At 71.0% G+C, this 20,388-nt stretch carries 20 protein-coding genes and 1 riboswitch; of the genes, 6 read left to right on the top strand and 14 right to left on the bottom strand.

The genetic code is table 11. The features are described from left to right. Positions 1–49 precede the first annotated feature (49 nt). From ACWD3I_RS31290 to ACWD3I_RS31250, 9 genes are all read right to left on the bottom strand, one after another. Entirely contained in the window at positions 50–1,120 is a 1,071-nt protein-coding gene (locus ACWD3I_RS31290) for a hemolysin family protein (RefSeq protein ID WP_365403174.1), read from the bottom strand. Continuing rightward, on the bottom strand, positions 1,117–2,445 hold the full coding sequence (locus tag ACWD3I_RS31285) for a hemolysin family protein (RefSeq protein WP_365403177.1): 1,329 nt from the start codon (positions 2,443–2,445) through the stop codon (positions 1,117–1,119). Before ACWD3I_RS31285 ends, ACWD3I_RS31290 begins: the two co-directional genes overlap by 4 nt. Before the next feature lie 174 nt (positions 2,446–2,619). Beyond that, positions 2,620–3,063 carry a PH domain-containing protein gene (locus tag ACWD3I_RS31280; RefSeq protein ID WP_365403180.1) on the bottom strand — a complete coding sequence of 148 codons (444 nt, stop codon included), beginning with the start codon at positions 3,061–3,063 and terminating at the stop codon, positions 2,620–2,622. A gap of 14 nt (positions 3,064–3,077) precedes the next feature. Beyond that, positions 3,078–3,935: an ATP phosphoribosyltransferase gene (hisG, locus tag ACWD3I_RS31275; protein WP_267017921.1), complete on the bottom strand. Its 858-nt coding sequence runs from the start codon at positions 3,933–3,935 to the stop codon at positions 3,078–3,080. Positions 3,936–3,982: 47 nt separating this feature from the next. Next, on the bottom strand, positions 3,983–4,255 hold the full coding sequence (locus ACWD3I_RS31270; RefSeq protein ID WP_018534786.1) for a phosphoribosyl-ATP diphosphatase: 273 nt from the start codon (positions 4,253–4,255) through the stop codon (positions 3,983–3,985). A 34-nt stretch (positions 4,256–4,289) separates the two neighbouring features. Then, complete coding sequence (gene ribH / locus ACWD3I_RS31265) at positions 4,290–4,775, bottom strand: 6,7-dimethyl-8-ribityllumazine synthase (protein WP_086764975.1); 486 nt, start codon at positions 4,773–4,775, stop codon at positions 4,290–4,292. Positions 4,776–4,792: 17 nt separating this feature from the next. Continuing rightward, positions 4,793–6,091 (bottom strand): bifunctional 3,4-dihydroxy-2-butanone-4-phosphate synthase/GTP cyclohydrolase II, encoded by a 1,299-nt coding sequence (locus tag ACWD3I_RS31260; RefSeq protein WP_365403185.1) that lies wholly within the window; start codon positions 6,089–6,091, stop codon positions 4,793–4,795. Next, entirely contained in the window at positions 6,088–6,729 is a 642-nt protein-coding gene (locus ACWD3I_RS31255) for a nicotinamide mononucleotide transporter family protein (RefSeq protein ID WP_365403188.1), read from the bottom strand. Before ACWD3I_RS31255 ends, ACWD3I_RS31260 begins: the two co-directional genes overlap by 4 nt. Then, positions 6,726–7,331: a riboflavin synthase gene (locus tag ACWD3I_RS31250; protein WP_307033367.1), complete on the bottom strand. Its 606-nt coding sequence runs from the start codon at positions 7,329–7,331 to the stop codon at positions 6,726–6,728. The genes ACWD3I_RS31255 and ACWD3I_RS31250 overlap by 4 nt, the downstream gene beginning before the upstream one ends. A 146-nt stretch (positions 7,332–7,477) precedes the next feature. Next, positions 7,478–7,608: riboswitch (FMN riboswitch) on the bottom strand. Positions 7,609–7,830: 222 nt separating this feature from the next. Between ACWD3I_RS31250 and ACWD3I_RS31245 the strand changes: the two genes are divergently transcribed. Both ACWD3I_RS31245 and ACWD3I_RS31240 read left to right on the top strand, forming a co-directional pair. Further along, positions 7,831–8,727, top strand: a complete 897-nt coding sequence (locus ACWD3I_RS31245) for an RNA polymerase sigma-70 factor (protein WP_365403191.1) — start codon at positions 7,831–7,833, stop codon at positions 8,725–8,727. Positions 8,728–8,818: 91 nt separating this feature from the next. Continuing rightward, positions 8,819–9,568, top strand: coding sequence for an SDR family oxidoreductase (locus tag ACWD3I_RS31240; RefSeq protein WP_365403194.1), 750 nt, complete (start codon positions 8,819–8,821; stop codon positions 9,566–9,568). 25 nt (positions 9,569–9,593) lie between these two features. Here ACWD3I_RS31240 and ACWD3I_RS31235 read toward each other — a convergent pair whose 3' ends face one another. Continuing rightward, a complete protein-coding gene (locus ACWD3I_RS31235; RefSeq protein WP_365403197.1) occupies positions 9,594–10,766 on the bottom strand; it encodes an ROK family transcriptional regulator in 1,173 nt (390 codons plus the stop codon). Positions 10,767–10,897: 131 nt separating this feature from the next. Here ACWD3I_RS31235 and ACWD3I_RS31230 point away from each other — a divergent pair, with 131 nt between their 5' ends. Both ACWD3I_RS31230 and ACWD3I_RS31225 read left to right on the top strand, forming a co-directional pair. Continuing rightward, complete coding sequence (locus ACWD3I_RS31230) at positions 10,898–12,109, top strand: MFS transporter (RefSeq protein WP_365403200.1); 1,212 nt, start codon at positions 10,898–10,900, stop codon at positions 12,107–12,109. Between the two features lie 203 nt (positions 12,110–12,312). Further along, positions 12,313–13,710 (top strand): uracil-xanthine permease family protein, encoded by a 1,398-nt coding sequence (locus ACWD3I_RS31225; protein ID WP_365403202.1) that lies wholly within the window; start codon positions 12,313–12,315, stop codon positions 13,708–13,710. On the opposite strand, the gene ACWD3I_RS31220 is transcribed toward ACWD3I_RS31225, so the two are convergent. Further along, positions 13,692–14,816, bottom strand: coding sequence for a glycoside hydrolase family 6 protein (locus tag ACWD3I_RS31220; RefSeq protein ID WP_365403298.1), 1,125 nt, complete (start codon positions 14,814–14,816; stop codon positions 13,692–13,694). The two genes, ACWD3I_RS31225 and ACWD3I_RS31220, sit on opposite strands and share 19 nt — an antisense overlap. Positions 14,817–14,988: 172 nt before the next feature. On the opposite strand from ACWD3I_RS31220, the gene ACWD3I_RS31215 reads away from it, so the two are divergent. After that, the gene (locus ACWD3I_RS31215) at positions 14,989–15,675 is read left to right on the top strand and encodes a DUF5995 family protein (protein ID WP_365403205.1); all 687 of its coding nucleotides are present in this window, start codon (positions 14,989–14,991) and stop codon (positions 15,673–15,675) included. A 136-nt stretch (positions 15,676–15,811) separates the two neighbouring features. On the opposite strand, the gene ACWD3I_RS31210 is transcribed toward ACWD3I_RS31215, so the two are convergent. After that, complete coding sequence (locus tag ACWD3I_RS31210) at positions 15,812–17,527, bottom strand: flavin monoamine oxidase family protein (protein ID WP_365403208.1); 1,716 nt, start codon at positions 17,525–17,527, stop codon at positions 15,812–15,814. A gap of 40 nt (positions 17,528–17,567) precedes the next feature. After that, positions 17,568–18,356 (bottom strand): carbon-nitrogen hydrolase family protein, encoded by a 789-nt coding sequence (locus ACWD3I_RS31205; protein WP_365403211.1) that lies wholly within the window; start codon positions 18,354–18,356, stop codon positions 17,568–17,570. 288 nt (positions 18,357–18,644) lie between these two features. Here ACWD3I_RS31205 and ACWD3I_RS31200 point away from each other — a divergent pair, with 288 nt between their 5' ends. Continuing rightward, on the top strand, positions 18,645–19,184 hold the full coding sequence (locus ACWD3I_RS31200) for a Repetin (protein ID WP_365403214.1): 540 nt from the start codon (positions 18,645–18,647) through the stop codon (positions 19,182–19,184). Here ACWD3I_RS31200 and ACWD3I_RS31195 read toward each other — a convergent pair. Next, the gene (locus ACWD3I_RS31195; RefSeq protein WP_365403217.1) at positions 19,153–20,349 is read right to left on the bottom strand and encodes an MFS transporter; all 1,197 of its coding nucleotides are present in this window, start codon (positions 20,347–20,349) and stop codon (positions 19,153–19,155) included. The genes ACWD3I_RS31200 and ACWD3I_RS31195 overlap by 32 nt on opposite strands. Between the last annotated feature and the right edge of the window lie 39 nt (positions 20,350–20,388).

Raw genomic sequence — 20,388 nt, 5'->3', positions numbered from 1 at the left:
CAAATCAACACAGCCCCGCGCCCCTGAGGAGCGCGGGGTGCGGCCTGCGTCAGCTCGGTACCGTTTCCTTCTGCTCGGCCGCCCTCGGCAGCGGCGGCGTCTCCCGGTGTGCCGGGTCCGTCACCTCGCCCACCAGGAGTTCCAGTACGTCCTCCAGCGCCGCCAGGCCCAGGACCTTGCCCGCCGCGTCCGTCACCTGGGCGAGGTGCGTGGCAGCTCGGCGCATGACCGTCAGGGCGTCGTCCAGGGGGAGTTCGGACCGCAGGGTCGTCATCGGGCGCCAGAGCTGCTGGGGCACCGCCCGCTCCGATTCCTCCAGGTCCAGTACGTCCTTCACATGCAGGTAGCCCATGAAGGCGCCGTTGTCGGCCACGACCGGGAAGCGGGAGTAGCCGGTGCGGGCCGTGAGCTCCACGACCTGGCCGGGTGTGACCGAGGGCCCCACCGTCACCAGTGACTCGCGCCTCAGCAGGACGTCCGTGACCGGGCGGGAGCCCAGTTCCAGGGCGTCCTCGAGGCGTTCCTGCTCCTCGGGGTCCAAGAGGCCCGCCTGGCCGGCGTCCTCCACGAGCCGGTTGAGCTGCTCGCTGGTGAAGACCGCCTCGACCTCGTCCTTGGGCTCGACGCGGAAGAGGCGCAGGATGCCCTGGGCGCAGGCACCGAGGGCGATGGTGATCGGCTTGCAGACGCGGGCGAAGGCGACCAGACCGGGGCTCAGCCACAGTGCGGCCTTCTCCGGGGCGGCCATCGCGAGGTTCTTCGGGACCATCTCGCCGATGACGAGGTGGAAGAAGACCACCGCGGCGAGGGCGATGACATAGCCGAGCGGATGGATCATGCCGTGCGGCATATGGATCCACTCGAAGACCGGCTCCAGCAGCTTGGCGACGGTCGGCTCGGCGACCGCGCCCAGCGTCAACGAGCAGATGGTGATGCCGAACTGGGCCGCGGCCATCATCTGCGGCAGCCGCTCCAGGCCGTACAGCACCTGGCGGGACCGGGCGGTGCCGAGCGGCTCGATCTGGCTGCGCCGGACGGACACAAGGGCGAACTCGGCGCCGACGAAGAAGCCGTTGGCGAGCACGAGCAGCGCGGCGAACAGGAGTTGGAGCACGCTCATCGGGCGGCCTCCACAACCGCGGGGGCCGTTCTGACCAGTCGTACGCGTTCGGCGCGGTAGTGCCCGACCTGGCGTACCGAGAGCCGCCAGCCGGGAAGTTCGGCCCGGTCGCCCACGGCCGGGATCCGGCCGAGCAGGTCGGCGACGAGCCCTGCGACCGTCTCGTACGGTCCCTCGGGCACGTCGAGGCCTATGCGCTGGAGGATGTCGACACGGCAGCTGCCGTCGGCGTCCCACGCGGGCTTGCCGTCCTCCGACGGGGCGGCGGCGAGTTCGGGGACGTCCAGACCGTCGTGCTCGTCGCGGACCTCGCCGACGATCTCCTCGACGATGTCCTCCAGGGTGACCACACCGGCCGTGCCGCCGTACTCGTCGACGACGACGGCGATGGGCTGTTCGCTGCGCAGCCGCGCCAAGAGCGGCTGGACCGGAAGGGTCTCCGGCACGAGCAGGGCCGGGCGGGCGATCCTGGCGACCGGGGTGCGCAGCCGGTCGTGGTTCGGGACGGCCAGCGCGTCCTTGAGGTGGACCATGCCGACGATCTCGTCGATCTTCTCGCGGTAGACGGGGAAGCGGGACAGGCCGGTGGCGCGGGTCAGGTTGACCACGTCCTCGGCGGTCGCGGACACCTGGAGCGAACTGACCTTCACGCGCGGGGTCATGACGTGCTGCGCGGTCAGCTCGGCCAGCGACAGGGTCCGTACGAAGAGGTCGGCCGTGTCCTGTTCCAGGGCGCCGGCCTGCGCCGAGTGGCGGGCCAGGGAGACGAGCTCGCCGGGGGTGCGGGCGGAGGCCAGCTCCGCGGTGGGCTCGACACCCATGGCACGGACCAGACGGTTGGCGACGGCGTTCAGCGCGGCGATGACCGGGCGGAACAGACGCGCGAAGGCGTGCTGCGGGCCGGCCACGAAACGTGCGACCTGCAGGGGCTTGGACACCGCCCAGTTCTTGGGCACGAGTTCGCCGATCACCATCTGCACGGCGGAGGCCAGCAGCATGCCGACGACCACGGTGACACCGGAGACGGCCCCCTCGGGGACACCGACCGCGGTGAACGGACCGTGCAGCAGCTCCGCGAGCGCCGGTTCGGCGAGCATGCCGACGACGAGGGAGGTGATGGTGATGCCGAGCTGGGTGCCGGAGAGCTGGAAGGAGAGCTCCTTGAGCGACTCGACGACCGTACGGGCTCGCTTGTCGCCCTCGGCGGCGGCCCTCTCGGCGTCCGGTCGCTCGACCGTCACGAGGCCGAACTCGGCGGCCACGAAGAAGCCGTTGGCGAGAATCAGCAGGAAGGCAGCTGCCAGGAGCAGCAGGGGGATGGTCATGCCGCCGCCTCGGTATGCCGGGAGGGGGCGGCGCAGGTACTACAGGACGATCCGTCCATCGCTGGAGGGAATCACTCCTCGGATAGCAGTGGGCCTCTGAAGACCGGGGGGAACATCAGCGGCGGAGGCGCCACGAAAACGCCTCCGCCAACAGATTAATCAAGACATGGCCCTCTACGGCAGATCCCCCGGGCCGCGGGACTCGACGAGCGACCGCAGTGCGCGGGCGTCGGCGATGGCCTGCTGCTTGGCGATACCGGGCTGGATGCCAAGAGCGGGCAGGCTGGTGCCGTCGGTGAGGTTGAGGAACACCCAGGGGTCGCCCGGCCGGAGATTGACCTGGACGATCTCCGCCCAGTCGAGATGCCGCCGGCCGGCAATGTTCACGACGGTGACGCCGGACTCGTCGGCGACCACCTTCACTCGGGCGAGCAGAGCCAGCACACCGGCCAGGAGCGCCGCGGTGAAGATGAAGCTCAGGCGCTCGCCCGGGCCGAGCTTCTCCAGCAGCAGCGCGATCGCCGTGATGACCACGAAGAGCGCGACGGCGGCGGTGAGCAGGACGGCCCTGGTGCGGCCCGGCCGGAAGGTGACGGGGAGGGTGGGAACGTCGGACATGGCTGCGCGGCCCCTCAGAGACGGCAGGCGTGGATGGACGTCGTCAGGATGGCCCGCGCGCCGATGTCGTACAGATCGTCCATGATCCGCTGCGCTTCCTTGGCCGGGACCATGGCGCGGACGGCGACCCAGCCCTCGTTGTGCAGCGGGGAGACGGTCGGGGACTCCAGGCCCGGCGTCAGGGCGACGGCCTTCTCGAGCTGCTCGACCCGGCAGTCGTAGTCCATCATCACGTACGTCCGGGCCACGAGGACGCCCTGGAGGCGGCGCAGGAACTGCTGCACCTTGGGCTCGTTCTCCGAGGAGGTGTCGGCGCCCACGCGGCGGATCACGACCGCCTCGGACTTCATGATCGGCTCGCCGAAGACCTCCAGGCCCGCGTTGCGCAGCGAGGTGCCGGTCTCGACGACGTCCGCGATGACCTCGGCGACACCGAGTTCGATGGCGGTCTCGACGGCGCCGTCCAGGTGGACGACGGAGGCGTCGACGCCGCTGTCGGCGAGGTGGCCCTCGACGATGCCCTCGTAGGAGGTGGCGACCGTCTTGCCCTTGAGGTCCTCGACGCCGCCGGCCGTGCCCGGCTTGGCGGCGAAGCGGAACGTGGAGCGGGCGAAGCCGAGCGGGAGGATCTCCTCGGCCTTGGCGCCGGAGTCGATCAGCAGGTCACGGCCGGTGATGCCGATGTCGAGGCGGCCGGAGGAGACGTAGATGGCGATGTCGCGGGGGCGGAGGTAGAAGAACTCGACCTCGTTCACCGGGTCGACGATCCGCAGCTCCTTGGACTCCCGGCGCTGCTGGTAGCCGGCCTCATGCAGCATCTCCGCCGCAGGGCCTGACAGGGAACCCTTGTTGGGGACGGCGATGCGCAGCATGAGGTCGGCTTCCTTCGCGTGATGGGGTGGGTGCGGAACTGACGGATTCACAGGTGGGCGTAGACGTCGTCCAGGGAGATGCCGCGGGCGACCATCATCACCTGGACGTGGTACAGCAGCTGCGAGATCTCCTCGGCTGCCGCCTCCTTGCCCTCGTACTCGGCGGCCATCCAGACCTCTGCGGCCTCTTCGACGACCTTCTTGCCGATGGCATGGACGCCCTTGCCGACCAGCTCTGCGGTGCGGGAAGTGGCGGGGTCGCCGGTGGCGGCCTTCTGCTGGAGCTCGGTGAAGAGCTCCTCGAACGTCTTATTGGACATGGTGACGCTCAGCCTATGCCACACCCGGGTTCCGTCAGCGCCACGGTTCAGATACTGAGCGGAGGGTGGCCGCCGTCGCCACGGCCGCCGTCACCGCCTCGTGCCCCTTGTCCTCGTTGGAGCCCTCGATGCCCGCCCGGTCCAGAGCCTGCTCCTCGGTGTCGCAGGTCAGCACGCCCATACCGATGGGGACACCGGTGTCGACGGAGACCTGGGTGAGGCCCTGGGTCACGCCCTGGCACACGTACTCGAAGTGGGGAGTGCCGCCGCGGATCACGACGCCGAGGGCGACGATCGCGTCGTAGCCGCGGCCCGCGAGGACCTTGGCGACGACCGGGAGCTCCCAGCTGCCGGGAACCCGGAGCAGGGTCGGCTCGTCGATCCCCAGGTCGTGCAGGGCGCGCAGGGCGCCGTCCACCAGACCGTCCATCACCTTCTCGTGCCACTGCGCCGCGATGACGGCGACCCGCAGGTCACCCACGTTGCGTACGGACAGCTCCGGTGCACCCTTGCCGCTCACGTTCTCTGATCTCCTCGTTACTGGTTGCTGCAGGTGGACGTCGACGCCGCCGCGGGCGTGTCCAGCCAGGGCAGGTCGTGTCCCATCCGGTCCCGCTTGGTCCGCAGGTAGGTGAGATTGTGCTCGCCCGCCTGTACCGGCATCGGCTCCCGTCCGTTGACCTTGAGGCCGTGGCGCAGAAGGGCGTCGGACTTGTCGGGGTTGTTGGTCATCAGGCGCACACTGCGCACACCGAGGTCCTCGAGGATCTGGGCGCCCGCGCCGTAGTCCCGGGCGTCGGCGGGCAGGCCGAGCTCCAGGTTGGCGTCGAGGGTGTCGCGGCCGCGCTCCTGGAGCTCGTACGCGCGCAGCTTGGAGACCAGGCCGATGCCGCGCCCCTCATGGCCGCGCAGATAGACCACCACTCCCCTGCCCTCGTCCTGTATGCGCTCCAGGGAGGCGTCCAGCTGGGGTCCGCAGTCGCAGCGCGCGGAGCCGAAGATGTCGCCGGTCAGGCACTCGGAGTGGACGCGCACCAGGACGTCCTCGCCGTCGCCGATCTCGCCGTGGACGAGGGCGACGTGCTCGACGCCGTCGACGGTGGAGCGGTAGCCGTACGCCGTGAACTCGCCGTGGGAGGTGGGGAGGTGGACCTCGGCCTCGCGGCGGACGGTGGGCTCGGCGGTCCGGCGGTAGGCGATCAGGTCCTCGATGGAGATGATCGTCAGGCCGTGCTTGCGGGCGAACGGGATCAGCTCGGGCAGCCGGAGCATACGGCCGTCCTCGCCGGCGATCTCGACGATGGCGCCGGCCGGGCGCAGGCCGGCGAGCCGGGCGAGGTCGACGGCCGCCTCGGTGTGGCCGTTGCGGGTCAGGACCCCACCGGCCTTGGCACGGAGCGGGAAGACGTGGCCGGGGCGCACGAAGTCGGTGGGCTCGGCGTCGCCGCTCGCCAGCAGCCGGAGCGTGGTCGCGCGGTCGGCGGCCGAGATGCCGGTGCTCACCCCGTGGGCGGCGGAGGCGTCCACGGAGACCGTGAAAGCGGTCTTCATCGACTCGGTGTTGTCCGCGACCATCTGCGGCAGTTCGAGGCGCTCCAGCTCCTCGCTCTCCATGGGGGCGCAGATCAGGCCACGGCACTCGCTCATCATGAAGGCGACGATCTCGGGGGTCGCCTTCTCGGCGGCGATGACGAGGTCGCCCTCGTTCTCCCGGTCCTCGTCGTCGACCACGACGATCGGGCGGCCGGCGGCGATGTCGGCGATGGCCTGCTCGATCGGGTCGAGCGTGAGGTCTTCCAGACCGTCGGTGCTGTACAGGATCGGTGCCGTGCTCATGCCGGCGCTCCTTCCAGAGCGGGCCGCGCGCCCTGGCGGGAGCGCAGCCACCAGTCGCGCATGCCCCACAGGACGAGCGCGCCGTAGATGACGTAGACGAAGCCGGAGAAGGCGTAGCCGTTGGCGAAGTTGAGGGGGACGCCGACCAGGTCGACCAGGAGCCAGGCGAACCAGAACTCGACCATGCCTCGCGCCTGGGCGTACATGGCGACGATGGTGCCGACGAAGATGTAGGCGTCCGGCCAAGGGTCCCAGGACAGACTCGGGTACGCCTTGAAGAGCAGGGCGACCGCGACGGTGCCGGCGGCGGCCGCGCCGACCATCACCGCGCGCTCGGTCCAGGTGGCGAACCGCGGGGCGATGTGTCCGTCGCCGCCGTGGCCCTTGTTCCGGTTCCACTGCCACCAGCCGTACAGGGCGACGACCATGACGATCGCCTGCTTGCCGGCGCTGCCGGTCAGATGGCCGTAGAACGCGCCGAAGAGGATGAGGCCGGCCAGGAACTGCACGGGCCAGCTCCAGACGGAGCGCCGCCAGCCGAGGGCGAGGGCGACCAGGCCGGTGATGTTGCCGATCATGTCCGACCAGAGGATGGGCTTGCCGAAGGCGGTGAAGGCCTCGGAGGTCAGCCAGTTCACCGGCCCGCTCCCTGGGTGCTCGCGAGCAGCCGCTCGACGTACTTGGCGACGACGTCGACCTCGAGGTTGACCGGGTCGCCGGGCTGCTTGTGGCCGAGCGTGGTCAGGTCGAGGGTGGTCGGGATGAGGCTGACGGTGAAGTAGTCGGGGCCGGCGTCGACGACGGTGAGGCTGATGCCGTCGACGGTGATGGAGCCCTTCTCCACGACGTAGCGCGAGAGGTCCGCGGGCAGGGAGACCTTGACGATCTCCCAGTTCTCGGACGGCTTGCGCTCCAGGACCTGGCCGGTGCCGTCGACATGGCCCTGCACGATGTGTCCGCCGAGACGGGCGCCCACGGCGGTGGGGCGTTCGAGGTTGACGCGGGAGCCGACGGCGAGGGCGCCGAGGCTGGAGCGGTCGAGGGTCTCGGCCATGACGTCGGCGGTGAACTCGTCGCCCTCGTGCTCGACGACGGTGAGGCAGACGCCGTTGACGGCGATCGAGTCACCGTGCTTCGCGCCCTCGGTGACGACGGGGCCTCGCAGGCGGAAGCGACACGCATCGCCGAGGTTCTCGACGGCGGTGATCTCGCCCAGCTCTTCGACGATTCCGGTGAACACTTCCCGGGTCCTCCTGCCACATCGGGGCACGGACTCCGGGGCTGTCGATGACGACAGAATGAACGAGCAGGAGCACTGGGGGCGACGCCGGACAGACCCGCCCATATGGACGAGTAGATACGGCGACGCGCACGAATGCCCGCCCGCCGCGCACTGCCTCCCATCCGGACTTTAACCGTCGGTCCAGGAATTTCACCTGGTCAACCGGTCACTGGAAGTGACCGGGTCGCGGACTGTAACCGCCGGTTCGGACTTTCACCGACCCCGGAGTGCGCTGCTTTAAGGTACAGAGCCAGTGTGCCACGGCTGATCGAGGTCCATACGGGCGAGTGATGTGGGGTGGCTCACAGGTGGTGCCGCTGGACTTCTCAACCCGCCCGACCTGTTGGACCCTCTGGTCTAGTCCTTTTTGGATCTCCGCAGACGGCCCGGCGGCGGTGACGACGGCCCTTGCCCGCCGCCGGGTCCCGCACCGCCCGGGCATGGCAGGGTGACAGGCATGACGAGTGCGATCGCCGACGAGTTCGAGAGCCATCGTCCGCGGCTGTTCGGCCTGGCCTATCGCCTGCTGGGCTCGGCGGAAGAGGCCGAGGACACCCTCCAGGACGCTTATCTGCGCTTCAGCGGCGCCGACCGGGCCGGCATCGAGCGCCTCGGGGCCTGGCTCGCGAAGGTCGTCACCAATCTCTGTCTGACCCGGCTGACCTCGGCCAGGGCGCGGCGCGAGACCTACGTCGGGAGCTGGCTGCCGGAGCCCGTCGTCACCTCGGACGGCACGCTCGGCCCGCTGGAGTCCGCCGAGCAGCGCGACGCGGTGTCGATGGCGGTGCTGGTCCTGCTGGAGCGGCTCACGCCGACCGAGCGGGCGGTGTACGTGCTGCGGGAGGCGTTCGCCTACGGATACCGGGCGATCGCCGACGTACTCGATCTGAGCGAGGCCAACTGCCGTCAGTTGCACCGCAGGGCGGTACAGCGGGTGGGCGAGCCCGAGTCGCGGTTCGAGGCCGCGCCCGAGCGGCGGGAGGAGCTGGTCGCCTCGTTCGTCGCCGCGGCCCGGGAGGGCGATCTCTCCGGTCTGGAGAAGCTGCTCGCGGCCGACGCGACCTGGTGGAGCGACGGCGGCGGCAAGGTGTCCGCGGCCCTGCGGCCGGTCGAGGGGCGCGAGAAGGTCATCCGCTTCCTGCTGGGCGCGTTCGAGAAGTGGGGCCGGGCCCTGCGGTTCACGACGGTCGAGGTCAACGGCGGGACCGGGGTCGCCATGTGGGCGGGCGAGGCGGGCGAGGCCCTCGCCGCCCTGGTGACCTTCGACGTGCGGGACGGGCTGATCGGCGACATGCGGGCCGTATTGAACCCGGACAAACTGGAATTCGTGCGCGGTCAGCTCGCCCACTCGTAGCGGCCTGTCACATTTCGCCGGGGGTACGTGGTCTCAGCTGGCGAGGGGCGCTCCACCCGGGAGCGTCCGGCGTCCGAAGGGACTGAACAGCATGACCACGATCCTGGTGACCGGCGGTACCGGAACGCTCGGCCGGCTCGTCGCCGAGCGGCTGCGGGCGGACGGGCACGAGGTGCGGGTGCTCAGCCGGCACACCCAGCCGTACGCCGTCGACCTGCGCGAGGGGGGTGCCGCGCTGGACGTGGCCGTCGAGGGCGTGGACACGGTCGTGCACTGCGCGACCACGCAGACCGGCGGCGACGAGAAGGCGGCCGCGAACCTGATCGCGGCGGCGCGACGGGCGGGGGTGGGACATCTGGTCTACATCTCGATCGTCGGCGTCGACCGGGTGCCGTTCGGCTACTACCGGTCCAAGCTCGCCGTGGAGAGGCAGGTCGAGGAGTCGGGGCTGGGGTGGACCGTGCTGCGGGCGACCCAGTTCCACGATCTGCTGGTGAGGGTGTTCCGGGCGATGGCCAAGTCGCCGGTCATGGTGCTTCCCGCCGGTGTGAGCGACCAGCCGGTCGAGGTGGCCGAAGTCGCGGACCGGCTGGCCGAGTTGGCGGCCGGGCCGCCCGCGGGGCGGGTGGCGGACCTGGGTGGGCCCGAGGTGCGGTCGTTCGAGTCGCTGGCTCGGGCGTATGTGAAGGCGACGGGGCGCCGGCGGGCCGTGGTGAACGTGCCGTTGACGGGGAAGGCGTACCGCGGCTTCCGGGCGGGTGGGCATCTGGCGCCGGAACAGGCCGTGGGGAAGGGGACGTTCGAGGAGTATCTGGCGCGGCGGTCCGGCAGCAAGGGCTGAGTACGGCCGCCACGGCCCCGCGCCCCTATCGGGGCGCGAAGAGGTCGTCCTGCGCCCGGTCCCGTGCCGTCAGCAGAGCGCCACGCAGGACGGCCCCACCGCCGAGAACGCCGGGACGTACCTCGGTCGGCAGGGGTGACATCCGGCGGACTCGCCGCTCCACGCGCGCGGCGAGTTCCTCCCCGCCCGCCTGCCCGACCTCCCCACCGAGAACCACACACCCGGGGTCCAGAACGGCCACGACGGACGAGACGCCGACAGCGAGCCGGTCCGCCAGCGCGCCCAGGAAGCCGTCCGCCCCCTCCGCCACCGCCCTGCCCACCAGTACCGCCGCCACCGGCTCGGCCCCGGACGCGGCGCCCACCACCCCGTACTCCCCCGCCAGCTCCGCGATCGCCGCCGACCCCGCCAGCGAGTGGAACCCCCCGTCGCACCCCGTCGCCGAGGGCAGCCCCCGCGTGCCGGGCACCGGCAGGAAGCCGATCTCCCCCGTCCCCCCGGAGGCGCCCCTGCGCAACGAACCGTCCAGCACCACCGCCGCCCCCGTCCCGTGCCCCAGCCACAGCAGCACGAACGTGTCCCGGTCCCGCGCCACCCCATCCCGCTGTTCCGCCAGCGCCGCGAGGTTCGTCTCGTTCTCGACGTGGACACGAGCCTCCGGGAAGCGTTCCTGGAGGGCGGCGACCAGGCGGCGGTGCCATTCGGGCAGGCCGGTGGAGTTCCGCAGTTCGCTCGTGACCGGGTCGATCAGGCCGGGCGCGCCGATACCCATGGTGTGGAGCCGGTCCACGCCCGCCTCCTTGGCCGCGCGCTCGACCAGCGTCACCGCCTGCTCGACCGCAGGCCCCGTCCCCGTGTCGTCGCCGATCGGCACCGACGCCTCGGCCAGCACACGCCCCAGCAGGTCGGAGACGAGGACGGAGACGCCTTCCGTGCGGACGTCGAGCGCCGCCAGATACGCGAGGTCCGCGACGATGCCGTACAGCTTCGCGTTCGGTCCGCGGCGCTGTTCGCCCGACTCCCCGACCACTTCGATCAGATCGGCGGCGATGAGGCGTTCCACCAGGTCGGCGACGGTGGGGCGGGACAGACCGGTCAGCTGTTTCAGCTGTCCTGCCGTCAACGGGCCTTCCTGCTGGAGCAGTCGCAGGGCGAGCCGGTCGTTGATGGCCCGGGCGGTGCTGGGGGATGCGGGCATGCCGGGATCCTTCCAGATCGGCCGGGCCCTCAGGTCGGCGCGAGGGCGGCCTTCAATCGACTATCTATCAGGCAGGGACCCTGATAGTTTACGTCGCCGGTGGGGACCGGAGACCGCGAAGGGGCGGGAGAATGAGCGAAGTGCAGTACGACCAGGGCCAGGTGAAGCGCGCCCGGTACGCCGTGGCCGCGGTCTTCGCCGTGCACGGCGCCGTCACCGGTTCGTTCGCCACCCGGGTGCCATGGATCCAGGACCACGCCTCGGTGAGCGCGGGCCAGTTGGGCCTCGCCCTCGCGTTCCCCGCGCTCGGCGCGTCCGTGGCCATGCCGCTGGCGGGGAGTATCAGCCACCGCTTCGGTGCGCGGAACGCCCTGCGGGGCCTCATCTCCCTGTGGACGCTGGCCCTGGTGCTGCCGGCCCTGTCCCCGAATCTCCTGACCCTGTGCCTGTCCCTCTTCGTCTACGGCGCCACCGCCGGCATGGCGGACGTGGCGATGAACGCGCTCGGTGTCGAGATCGAGAACCGGCTCAACCGGTCGATCATGTCCGGCCTGCACGGCATGTGGAGCGCGGGTGCCCTGGTCGGCTCGGCGGCCGGCACCCTCGCCGCCCACCTGGGCTCGGACGCGCGTCTGCACCACGCGCTGGCCGCGGCCGTGCTCACCTTCCTCGGCCTGCTGGCCTGCCGTTGGGTCCTGGACCTCCAGCCCACCGAGGACGAGGAGCCGCCGCCGCGGTTCGCGCTGCCCCCGAAGTCGGCCCTGCTCATCGGTGCCGTGGGCTTCTGCGCGGTGTTCGCGGAGGGCGCCAGCCTGGACTGGTCGGCGGTGTATCTGCGGGACCAGTTGGAGGCCTCGGCGGGGCTCGCGGCCGCCTGCACGACCGGCTTCACGTTCACCATGGCGGTCGCGCGGCTCGCCGGCGACCGGATCGTGGACCGGTACGGCTCCGTGCGCACGGTCCGGGCCAGCGGCGTCCTCGCCGTGCTCGGCGGGCTGCTCATCGTCGTGGCGAACCATCCGGCGGTGGCGATGGCCGGGTTCGCGCTGATGGGGCTGGGGATCGCGGTGGTCGTGCCGCTGTGCTTCGCCGCCGCGGGCCGCAGCGGGTCCAACCCCAGTCTGGCCATCGCGGGTGTCGCGACCATCACGTACACCTCCGGTCTGATCGCCCCGAGCGCGATCGGCGCCATCGCCCAGGCGGCCAGCCTGCTGGTGTCGTTCGTCCTGGTGACCGTGCTGGCGAGCGGGCTCGTGGCCTTCGCGGGCGTGCTGCGCGCCGGCGACCGCGACCGTCCGAAGGTCGGCCGGCCGGCCGCAACAGTGCCCGACCGGCAGCCCTGAACCGCGCGTAGGCCACCGAGCCGTCCCGCGAGCAGAAGCGGAAGCCGTACGTCGGACCGGTCTCGCCGACCCGCTCCAGCCACAGGTGGACGGCGCAGGTGCCCGGCCCTGATCAGCCGGCCCAAGGCGAGGGCGGTGACCTGGGCGGATCTCCCTGACAATGGTCCGGACATCCGCACGTACGACGAAAGCGAACCCGCACCATGGATCTTGGCGTCGGCTGGAAACTGCACGGCGACGGACGCACCCCGGCACCCGGAGCGGTGGTCCGCCCCGACGAGCGGCTGTCCTGGCCGCGCACGGTCGGGCTCGGTGCGCAGCACGTGGTGGCGATGTTCGGGGCGTCCTTCGTGGCGCCGGTCCTGATGGGCCTGGATCCCAATCTCGCGATCATGATGTCCGGCGTCGCGACCGTGATCTTCCTGCTGGCCACCCGCGGCCGCGTGCCCAGCTACCTCGGCTGCTCGCTCTCCTTCGTGGGCGTCGCCGCGGTGATCCGCGCACAGGGCGGTACGAGCGCCACGGTGACCGGTGCCGTCTTCCTCGTCGGTGTCGCGCTGTTCCTGGTCGGTGTCGCCGTGCAGCGGTTCGGGGCGCGGATCATCCATGCCGCGATGCCGCCCATCGTCACCGGCGCGGTGGTCATGCTGATCGGCTTCAACCTGGCCCCGGTGACGGCCTCCACGTACTGGCCGCAGGACCAGTGGACGGCTCTGCTGGTCATGCTGTTCACCGGTCTGGCGGTCGTCTGTCTGCGTGGTTTCTGGTCCCGGATCGCGATCTTCCTCGGGCTGGTCTTCGGATACGGCATCTCCTGGGCCTTCGACCGGATCTTCGGCCGGATCCACTCGGTGGACGCGAGCGGCAAGCTCACCGACCACTGGCGGCTCGACCTCTCCGCGGTCGGCCAGGCCGACTGGATCGGGCTCCCGGCCTTCCACGGACCGTCCTTCGAGTGGTCGGCGATCCTCGTCGCGCTGCCCGTCGTCATCGCCCTGGTCGCGGAGAACGCCGGACACGTCAAGGCGGTCGGCGAGATGACCGGTGACTCGCTGGACGACAAGCTCGGCACCGCGATCTCGGCCGACGGCATCGGCTCGATGCTGTCCACCGCGGTGGGCGGCCCGCCCAACACCACGTACTCCGAGAACATCGGCGTGATGGCCGCGACCCGTGTCTACTCCACGGCCGCGTACTGGGCAGCCGCCGGTTTCGCGCTCCTGTTCGGCCTGTGCCCGAAGTTCGGCGCGGTCGTCGCCGCGATCCCGGGCGGAGTGCTCGGCGGCATCACCGTGATCCTGTACGGCATGATCGGCCTGCTCGGCGCGCAGATCTGGATCAGCGCCAAGGTGGATCTGCGCAATCCGCTCAACCTGGTGCCGGCCGCGGCGGGCATCATCATCGGCGTCGGCGACGTCACCATGAAGTTCACCGACACCTTCTCGCTGAGCGGCATCGCGCTGGGCACGCTGGTCGTCATCACCGGCTATCACGCGCTACGGGCGTTCGCACCGGCCCACCTGAAAACGCAGGAGCCGCTGCTGGACGAGGGCACGTCCTCGTACGGCGAGGCCGAAGCGGCTCAGCGCGCCAAGTCGTAGGCGTACGACGGTGTGAACGTGCCGGGCGAGCCCTTGCAGCCGTCCGACTCCCCCGGCAGCTTCACCCACAGATAGCCGTCGATGCGTGACTCTCCGGTGTTCAGGGTCGGAGCCCGGCCGAGCTTGCGGCCGTCGGGGTCGCACCACTCGCCGTCGGGCGGGGCGCCGTTGCCGTTGCGGCTGGTGTCGATGACGGCGCCGAGGCCCGCCGCGCCGCCGAGGGCGTCGAGGACCCGTCGGTCGTAGGCGATCTCGTCGGCGGTGCGGTGGAAGTTGGAGACGTTGCTGAAGACTCCGTCGGAGGAGGCGGCCGAACCGGCGCCCGCCTGCCGTAGCAGATCGGCCTGTTTGGCCGCCGGGTGCCAACCGGAGTGGCCGGCGTCGAAGTAGACCCGGGCTTTCGGATTCGCATCCTTGAGGGTCCGCCCGGCACGGGCCAACGAAGCGAAACGGTCGGCCCGTTGGCCGGCGGAGAGGCAGTCGGCCTGCGCTATCGAGTCGGGTTCCAGGATCACGACGACCTCGCCGGAGCCGAGCCCGGCGGCGAACCTGTCGATCCAGGCGTCGTAGGCGTCGAGGTCCGGCGCCCCGCCCTGGGAGGCCCCGCCGCAGTCGCGGTCCGGGATCCCGTACGCCACGACCACCGGCACCCGGCCCTGCGCCGCGCCCCCGGAGGTGACCGCACGCACGCGTGCCGTGATGGTGGCCGGCGTGTAGTCGGCGAACCACACGGCCGCCGGCTGGTCGGCGATACGGGACTGTATGACGTCCTGGCGTGCGTCGCCGGGGTTGTCGCGGACCCAGTCGAGGACCTGTGACTCGGGGTGGCGGTAGAGGCGGATGGAGACGGCCGCGGTCTCCTCCTGTTTCTTCTCGGCCTTCGTCGCCGAGGGCGTCGGGCTCGCCGGCTTCTTCTTCGGAGAGGCGGACGGAGAAGCCGACCCGGTGACCGAGGGGGACGGCGAGGGTGCGGGAGGCCGGAGATCCAGGGTCGGGGAGTCCGTCACCTCGGGGCGGGCCTCGTCGGAGCCCCGCCCGTCGTCGAGCGCGGACATCATCCCGGTCGCGGTGCCCACGGCGACCACGACGGAGGCCGCCGCGACCATGCCGTTGCGCCGGGCGGCACGGCTGCGCTCGGCCCTGCGTTCGGCCAGGCGGTGGGCACGTTGGCCTGGCACCTGCTGATCCCCTCCCCCTTCGGCGGCGGCGTTCCCCCGTTCTGGGGAAGCACCGGGCCCGCCGACACTTCGGCCAGCCTAGGCCTGGGACCCTGCCTCCATGCCCCAGTTGGAACAGTTCGTCACCCCCGTCGACGCCGTCGTCTCACGGATGCGCGCCCTGGACGAGTCGCTTCCGGAACGGGACGGGATCGCGGTCTTCAACCGCGTCTACCTCGCCGTCACGGAGGCCGTCGACCGGGGCATCGACACGGGCCGGTTCACGGACGCGCACGCCGCGATCACGCTGGACGTGCGGTTCGCCGAGCGGTACCTGCGGGCGGTCGAGGCGGCGACCGACGAGCGCCGGCCGCCCGCGTGCTGGCGGCCCCTGTTCCAGTACCGCCGCCATCCCGGTGTACGCCCGCTGCAGTTCGCACTCGCGGGCATCAACGCGCACATCGGGCACGATCTCGCCCTGGCCGTCGTGGACACCTGCCGTACGCTCGACTGCGAACCCGCCGACGTGGAGGACGAGTTCGACCGCGTGGGTGATCTCCTCGTCTCGCTGGAGGAGCGCATCCGCGAAGATCTGATGCCGGGTCCCGACCTCCTCCAGATCGCCGACCCGCTGACCCATCTGCTCGGCGCGTGGAGTCTGGAGCGGGCCCGGGACGCCACCTGGACGGCGGCCCGCGCACTGTGGGCGCTGCGCGGACTGCCCGATGTCGCCGGGGAGTTCACGGAGCGGCTGGACACGGCGGTGGGGTTCGCGGGACGGATGCTGCTCACACCGCTGCCGGAGTGATCCGGCCCGCCTGCGCCGACAGCCGAGGAACCGAACTGGTGCCGGGCTGGGTGAACCCGGTCGTGTACGGCGGCCTCGCGCTCCGCGTACCGGCCCTCGGGACGGCGGTCTCCTCGGGCCTCCGCCGTCGACCGGCTCAGTCCTCCGGCAGTTCCACCGGCGCGATCTCGTCGTAGACGTCCCCCGGCCCCGGGTTCGTCGCGTCGGTCGCCCCGCCGAAGTGGTGCATGACCCCCCACACCGCGTTCAGCGCGGTCTGGATCGCTCCCTCGGCCCAGCCGGCCGTCCAGGAGATGTCGTCGCCCGCGAGGAAGATGCCCCGCTTGTCCTCGGGCAGCCGGTCCTGCATGAAGTGCGTGAACAGGCGCCGCTGGTAGCGGTAGTGGCCGGGCAGGTTGGCCTTGAACGCGCCCATGAAGTAGGGCTCGTTCTCCCACGACACGGTCACCGGGTTGCCGATGATGTGCTTCCTGATGTCGACCTTCGGGTAGATCTCGCCGAGCGACTTCAGCATGACCTCCATCCGCTCGTTCGCGGACAACGGCAGCCACTTCAGGCTGTCGTCGCACCAGGTGTACGAGAGGCAGATGACGGCCGGCTTGTCGGGACCGTCGTCGAGGAGGTAGGTCCCGCGCGTCATACGGTCGGTGAGGGTCATCGACATGACGTCACGCCCGGTCGGGTTCCCCCTGTCGTCGACGGCCTTGTCCAGCCAGAACGGCCGGTCCACGGGGACGAAGAGCTTGCTCGACTCCATGTAGTGCGTGCGCTCGATCGCCGTCCAGTGGTCGATCGGGAAGAGCGAGTCGTCGCAGGCGATCTTCGACAGCAGCATCCAGGACTGGGCCGTGAAGATCGCCGCCCGGTAGGTGCGGATGTCGCCGTCGGCGTCGGTCACCGTGATCCGGTTTCCCGCGGTGCGGTGCAGACGGGTGACCGCGGGACGCGGCTCGCCGTTCACGTGCAGCTGCGCCAGCGAGGTCCCGTAGGGCCAGTGGACGATCTTCTCGGGCGCGCGTTCCCAGAGCCTGAGCGGCAGTTGCTGGGAGCCGCCGACGATGCCGCGGTGATGGTCGTCGGCCTCGGTGTAGACGACCCGCAGGATCTCCAGGATGGAGTTGGGGAAGTCGGTGTCCCAGCCGCCGGTGCCGAAGCCGACCTGGCCGAAGATCTCGCGGTGCCGGAAGGACCTGAAGGACTCGGAGTCGCAGAGGAAGCCGTAGAAGGTCTGGTTGTCGAGCTTCTCGACGAGCTTCGCCCAGATCTCGCGGATGCGCGGGACGTCCCGCTCCCGCATGGCCTGGTTCATGTCGGTGAAGTCGGCGCCCTCTTCGAGGCACTTGTTCCAGGCCGCGGCGACATCACGGTAGACCTGCGGCAGGTCGTCGATCGTCTCGGCGTAGTGCGACTCGCCCTTGAGGTCGACGACCGTCGAAGGGGTCGCCTCCGCAAGGGGGTTGGGGAAGGGCTGCGTCTTCAGGTCCACCAGGTCGATGTAGTGCTGGAGCGCCGTGGAGGACGGCGGGAAGCGCATCGCGCCCATCTCGGCGGTGAGGCCTTCGGTCCCCGGTCCTTCGAAGCCCACGGTCCGCAGCCGGCCGCCGATCCGGTCGGCCTCGTACACGACCGGCTTGAGGCCCATCTTCATCAGCTCGTACGCGGCCACGAGGCCGGACAGCCCGCCGCCGATCACCGCGACCTCGGTGCCGAGCTCGGTCGCCGGTATCTGGCCGAGGCCCGCCGGGTGGGCGAGGAAGTCGTCGTACGCGTACGGGAAGTCCGGGCCGAACATGGTGATCGGCGGCTGCTGCTCGTCGGCGTGCTGGACGGCGTTGGGCACCGTGGACGTCATGGGGTACGGACTCCTAGCGACTGCGAAAGAAGGGGGAAGCTCAGACCAGGGACCCGTAGAGCCCGGGGCGGCGGTCGTGCAGATACGGGTTCGCCTCGCGGGAGGCGGCGAGGGACACGGGGTCGGCGTCCGCGAACACCAGCTCCTCGCCGCGTCCGGCGCGGGTGCGGGCGACCCCGTCGGGACCGGCGAGGGTGGAGAGCCCGACGAACTCGAACTCCCCTTCCTGGCCGACCCGGTTGACGTACGCGACGTACATCTGGTTCTCGAAGGCGCGCACCGGGATCATCGACTCGGCGACGAACTGGAAGGGGTGCATCTGCGCCGTCGGCACGACCAGGAGGTCGGTGCCGGCGAGGGCGTGGGCGCGGACGTTCTCCGGGAACTCGACGTCGTAGCAGATCATGAGGCCGACGGTCAGTCCGCCGAGCTCGGCCTGGACGACCGGCTGCTCCCCCGGTGTGAAGTGGTCGCGCTCGAAGCAGCCGAAGAGATGGGTCTTGCGGTAGTTGGCCCGGCGGTCGCCCGTGGCGGAGATCAGCTGGGCGGAGTTGAAGACCGCGTCCCCGGAGCGCTCGGGATAGCCGTACGCGAGGGCGAGCGAGTGCCTCGACGCGATCTCCGCGACCGCGTCCGCGCTGTCCCCGTCGGCCGGCTCCGCGAGACGGGCGATGTCGTCGCCGATCGCGTACCCGGTCAGGAACATCTCCGGCGCGACCAGCAGTCCGGCGCCCGCGGCGGCGGCACGGCCCGCGGCCTCGTCGAGGACCTTGAGGTTCTCGACGACCGAGCCGGGGCGACCGGAGCTCTGGAGCAGGGCGGTACGCATGCGTGTCCTCACCGGGGCGAAAGGGTGGATGTGGGGGCCACATAGACGGTACGGCGGGCTGACCAGGGCGGACAAGAAGGAGCCGTTGCGTGCCGGTAAGCGGTTTGTTGCGTCCGTGCGGGGCAGGGCGGCGATTCGTTGCGTACCCGCCCGTCCGCCTTGAGGCGTACGCGGTGCGGGGCGGACCAGCCTGGCGGCGTAGCCGGGATGCCGACCGTGGCGCGACGCGGTGGGGGCGGGGCCTCGGGACAGTGGTGACCGTCCCGTTCGCCCGCGGAAAGGACCGTCATGAACCGTCGTACGAAGATCGCCGTGCTCGGCGCCACACTGTTCCTCACCGCCGGACTCACCGGAGCCGCGGCCTCCGCGCCCGCCTCCCCCGCGAAACCCCGCGAGGGCGCCGCCCTCACCGGCACCGCCGAGCTCCACCGCTCCGCCGGTGACGACATCACCTTCTCCTTCGACGCGCACCTCGCCGCCGAGGACAAGGCCGACCCGATGAGGGCGACCGGCACCTTCGAGTGGAGCCACTACCTGAACGGCGACGGCGCCTGGGCGAAGGCGAAGGTCGACTGTCTGGTCACCGGCGGCAAGGTGGCCGTCGTGTCCGGCATCGTCACCGACTCGGACCTGCCGGGCGCGAAGGGCACCCGGGTCGGCGTCACGGTGCACGACGTCGGCCACCGCGACCGGCTCGGCTACAGCTGGGCGACGACCGAGGACCTGGGCCCGAAGGACCTGCCGAAGTGCGTCAGCTCCGCCCCGTTCGAGAAGGTCGAGAAGGGGACGGGGGACTTCACGGTCGTGCCGTGGCAGCCCGACTTCTAGCCAGCACCAGCGCCGTCACCAGATACGGCACCGCCAGCACCGCGAAGACCGTGCTGTGGGCCGCGGTCGTGCCGAGCAGCGCGTACGCGCCGAACGTGGCGACCGTGACCAGCTCCGTGCCCAGGCTCGCGACCGAGGTGAGGGTGGCCCGGCGGGACTCGTCGATACGGTGCTGGAGGCGGACTTCGGCGAGCACCTCGGCCAGCTGGAACCCGCCGAAGGCGAGGCCGACGAGCGCGATGCCGGCCGGGGTCCCGGACAAGGCGCCGGCGGCCAGGGCGAGCGCGGAGCCCGCCAGCAGCCACGCCGTCCCGGTGGTGCTCAGGCGTTCGGCCGGTCCGGTCAGCAGGCTCGCCGCCGTGACGAGCGTCCACACGAGCAGGATCAGGTAGGGCACCGTCGTCTCCGCCACTCCGGTGTCGCGGGCCAGCAGGGGCGTGTACTCGTCGAGCGCGCCCCACACCGCGGCGACCGCGGGGACCAGCAGCAGGGCGCCGCGTACGGAACGGTCCTTGCGGACCACGGCGAGTCCGGTCCGCAGGGTCGTCCACCAGCCGTCACCCCCGGTCTCCGGCCGCGTACGGTGCTCCGGCAGCCGGGTCGCCACCACGGCGGCCAGCAGACAGGCCAGGACACTGCCCGCGCCCACCATCGGGTAGCCGCCCAGCGAGAACACCGGCCCGGCGAGACCGATCGCCGCCATGGTGGCCACCAGCCGCGCGGCGCGTACCCGTCCCATCACGCGCGCGTACCGGTCGGCGGCGCCGAGCCGGTCCAGCTCGTCGTAGGCCAGCGCCTCGAAGGAACCGGAGCAGAGTGCTCCGCCGACGCCCCACAGGACGAACCCGAGCGCGAAGGCCCAGTACGCGGGGACGATCACCCACAGGGCGAAGCCGACCGCGTTGAACAGCGGGCCGATCCACAGCAGCAGCCGTCGGGAGACCGCGTCGGCCAGGGCGCCGGAGGGGACCTCCAGCACGACCGCGGTGATCGACCACAGGGCGAACAGGGAGGAGATCTGCCACAGCGACATCCCGGTGTCGGCGAAGAGCAGCGCGTACACCGGGTAGAGCAGGACGAAGTCGTCGAGGAACGCGTAGCCGTACAGCGTGGTCGTCAGCCGGCGGACGCCGGTCGTGGACACACGTGTGGGTGAGAGTGTCATGAGGCCTTCCCGGAGGGGCGATTCGGACGTCGTGGGTAC

This window comes from Streptomyces sp. NPDC002817, from assembly GCF_053592055.1.
This window is presented reverse-complemented; position numbering and strand designations above follow the sequence as displayed.